The sequence below is a fragment of the Pseudomonas sp. MD195_PC81_125 genome, assembly GCF_014060985.1.
Taxonomy (GTDB): Bacteria; Pseudomonadota; Gammaproteobacteria; order Pseudomonadales; family Pseudomonadaceae; genus Aquipseudomonas; species Aquipseudomonas parakoreensis.
Window position 1 is genome coordinate 1 of record NZ_JABULD010000227.1, and the last position, 3,052, is coordinate 3,052.

A 3,052-nucleotide genomic window follows, 5' to 3' on the forward strand; every position below is an offset into this window, starting at 1 on the left:
CTCACTTCGCCATCATGTACGTGTGGATGCTGAACATGATCCACAGCGACAGGCCAACCAGCAGCAGGATCACGATGGCCGTAAAGACAAACGCGATCACGTTGTTACGTTGTGCAATCGAACGGTCCAGGTGCAGGAAGTAGTACAGGTGAACGATCACCTGGATTACCGCGAACAGCAGGACGATTGCCAGCGTCGTGGACTTCGGCAAGGTCGGGTACATCACCAGGCCGAACGGGATGACGGTCAGGATCACCGACAGGATGAAGCCGATGGCGTACGACTTTACGCTGCCGTGGCCAGCATCATGGCTGTCATGGGAGTGTGCATTAGCCATTACAGGGTCCCCATCAGGTAAACAACGGTGAATACGCAGATCCACACCACGTCCAGGAAGTGCCAGAACAGGCTCAGGCAGCTCAGACGGGTCTTGTTGGTCGCCGTCAGGCCGTGCTTGTTGACCTGGTACATCATGATGCCCATCCAGATCAGACCCGCGGATACGTGCAGACCGTGGGTACCGACCAGGGTGAAGAACGCCGACAGGAAGCCGGAACGGCTAGGACCGAAGCCCTCGGAGATCAGCAGGTGGAACTCGTTGATCTCCATGGCGATGAAGCCTGCGCCGAGCAGGAAGGTCATGAACAACCAGCCCAGAACCTGCTGCTTCTTGCCTTTGTACAACGCCAGCATGGCGAAGCCGTAGGTGATCGAACTGAACAACAGCAGAGCGGTTTCGCCCAGCACGTATGGCAGTTCGAAGATGTCGTGGCCCGACGGGCCACCGGCGACGTTGTTTACCAGTACTGCGTACACCGCGAAGATCGACGCAAACAGAATGCAGTCGGTCATCAGATAGAGCCAGAAACCGTATACGGTCATCTCGCCCGAGTCGTGGTGATGGTCATCGTGCCCATGGTCACCATGGGCGTGTCCAACATTGGTCACTAAGTTCGACATGGTTTAAGCCTGTTCCAACGAGGTTACACGGGTGGCATTGGCCGGGATTTTCCCTGCCGCGACCAGACGCTTGTGCTGCTCGGCTTCGATGCGCTCGATCGTTTCAACCGGAACCATGTAGCCCTGGTCGTCACGTGCCGCGTGGATCACGAAGTAGATGACAGTGCCGGCCAGGCTGGCGATCGCCAACCACCAGATGTGCCAGATCATCGCGAAACCGAAGACGGTCAGCAGTGCGCCCATCACCACGCCAGTGGCGGTGTTGTTTGGCATGTGGATCGGCTCGTACTTGGCCGGAGCCTGGTACGCAGTACCGTTTTCCTTGGCTTCGGTGAACGGGTCGATGCAGTCAGCCTTAGGCAGCACAGCGAAGTTGTAGAACGGAGGTGGCGACGAGGTCGACCATTCCAGAGTGTGAGCATTCCACGGGTCACCGTGTTCGCACATGTTCTCTGGCTTGTTGCGGTCACGCACACTGACGTACAGCTGGATCAGCTGGCAGGCGATGCCCACGGCGATCAGGATCGCACCGAACATGGCCACGTACAGGTACGGTACCCACTCAGGGTTGGTGGTGGCGTTCAGACGACGGGTCATGCCCATGAAGCCCAGTGCATAGAGCGGCATGAACGCGACGAAGAAGCCCGAGATCCAGAACCAGAACGCTGCTTTACCCCAGCCTTCGTGCAGCTTGAAGCCGAACGCTTTCGGGAAGTAGAAGCCGAAACCAGCGATGTAGCCGAATACCGCGCCGCCGATGATCACGTTGTGGAAGTGCGCAATCACGAACAGGCTGTTGTGCAGAACGAAGTCAGCACCCGGGATGGCCAGCAGTACGCCGGTCATGCCGCCGATGGCGAAGGTCACCATGAAGCCCAGAGTCCACATGACCTGGCTGGTGAAGCGCAGACGGCCCTGGTAGATGGTGAACAGCCAGTTGAACAGTTTCACACCCGTCGGGATGGAAATCAGCATCGTCGCCAGACCGAAGAAGGCGTTGACGCTGGCACCCGAACCCATGGTGAAGAAGTGGTGCAGCCAAACCATGAAGCCCAGTACCGAGATCGCGCCGGAAGCGTAGATCATCGAGTGGTGGCCGAACAGTTTCTTGCCGGTGAACGCCGAGATCACTTCCGAGAAGATGCCGAATGCCGGCAGGATCAGGATGTAAACCTCAGGGTGGCCCCAGGCCCAGAACAGGTTGACGTACATCATTGGATTGCCACCAAGTTCATTGGTGAAAATGTGGAAATCCATGTAACGGTCGAGGGTCAGCAGTGCCAGGGTAGCGGTCAGGATCGGGAACGAAGCCACGATCAGGACGTTAGCCCAGGTGCAGGTCCAGGTGAAGATCGGCATGTCCATCAGTTTCATGCCAGGGGTACGCATTTTCAGCACGGTGGCGAGGAAGTTGACCCCCGTCAGCGTCGTACCCAACCCGGATAGCTGTAGCGCCCAGATGTAGTAGTCCATCCCCACGCCAGGGCTGTATTGCAGACCCGACAGCGGCGGATAGGCAACCCAGCCGGTCTTGGCGAATTCGCCGACGCCCAGGGACAGGTTGATCAGCACAACGCCGGACACCAGCAGCCAGAAGCTCAGGGAGTTCAGGAACGGGAAGGCAACGTCACGCGCGCCGATCTGCAGCGGCACTGCAAGGTTCATCAGGCCGGTGAAGAATGGCATCGCCATGAAGATGATCATGATCACACCGTGAGCGGTGAAGATCTGGTCATAGTGTTCAGGTGGCAGGTAGCCAGGCGAACCCTCGGTGGCCATGGCCAGCTGGGTACGCATCATGATCGCATCGGCAAAGCCACGCAGCAGCATGACCATGGCAACGATGATGTACATCACGCCGATTTTCTTGTGGTCGACCGACGTCAGCCACTCGGTCCACAAGTAGGTCCACTTCTTGAAGTAGGTGATTGCAGCGAACAACGCCAGACCACCGAGCGCGATCATCGAGATGGTGACCATCACGATCGGCTCGTGGAAAGGGATCGCTTCCCAACTTAATTTACCAAACATCGTTTACTCCTCTGCCCCGGCAGCTGAATGCGAATTCGAGTCCATGTCCGTTGCCGCCACT

General features: G+C 57.8%; 3 protein-coding genes. All 3 read right to left on the reverse strand.

Features of this window, described 5'->3' with window-relative positions:
* Window position 1: 1 nt before the first annotated feature.
* Genes cyoD through cyoB form a run of 3 tightly spaced genes read right to left on the reverse strand, consistent with a single transcriptional unit; the run spans window position 2 to window position 2,991 of the window.
* On the reverse strand, window positions 2-337 hold the full coding sequence (cyoD, locus tag HT737_RS09820; RefSeq protein ID WP_041071757.1) for a cytochrome o ubiquinol oxidase subunit IV: 336 nt from the start codon (window positions 335-337) through the stop codon (window positions 2-4).
* Complete coding sequence (gene cyoC, locus HT737_RS09825) at window positions 337-960, reverse strand: cytochrome o ubiquinol oxidase subunit III (RefSeq protein ID WP_003227982.1); 624 nt, start codon at window positions 958-960, stop codon at window positions 337-339. The genes cyoD and cyoC overlap by 1 nt, the downstream gene beginning before the upstream one ends.
* Window positions 961-963: 3 nt before the next feature.
* Window positions 964-2,991, reverse strand: a complete 2,028-nt coding sequence (gene cyoB / locus HT737_RS09830) for a cytochrome o ubiquinol oxidase subunit I (RefSeq protein ID WP_047296376.1) — start codon at window positions 2,989-2,991, stop codon at window positions 964-966.
* Window positions 2,992-3,052 lie beyond the last annotated feature (61 nt).

Bases quoted from the DNA above. Each gene is read 5' to 3' on its own strand.
- cyoD (WP_041071757.1), bottom strand. From the start codon at position 337: ATGGCTAATGCACACTCCCATGACAGCCATGATGCTGGCCACGGCAGC.
- cyoC (WP_003227982.1), bottom strand. From the start codon at position 960: ATGTCGAACTTAGTGACCAATGTTGGACACGCCCATGGTGACCATGGG.
- cyoB (WP_047296376.1), bottom strand. From the start codon at position 2,991: ATGTTTGGTAAATTAAGTTGGGAAGCGATCCCTTTCCACGAGCCGATC.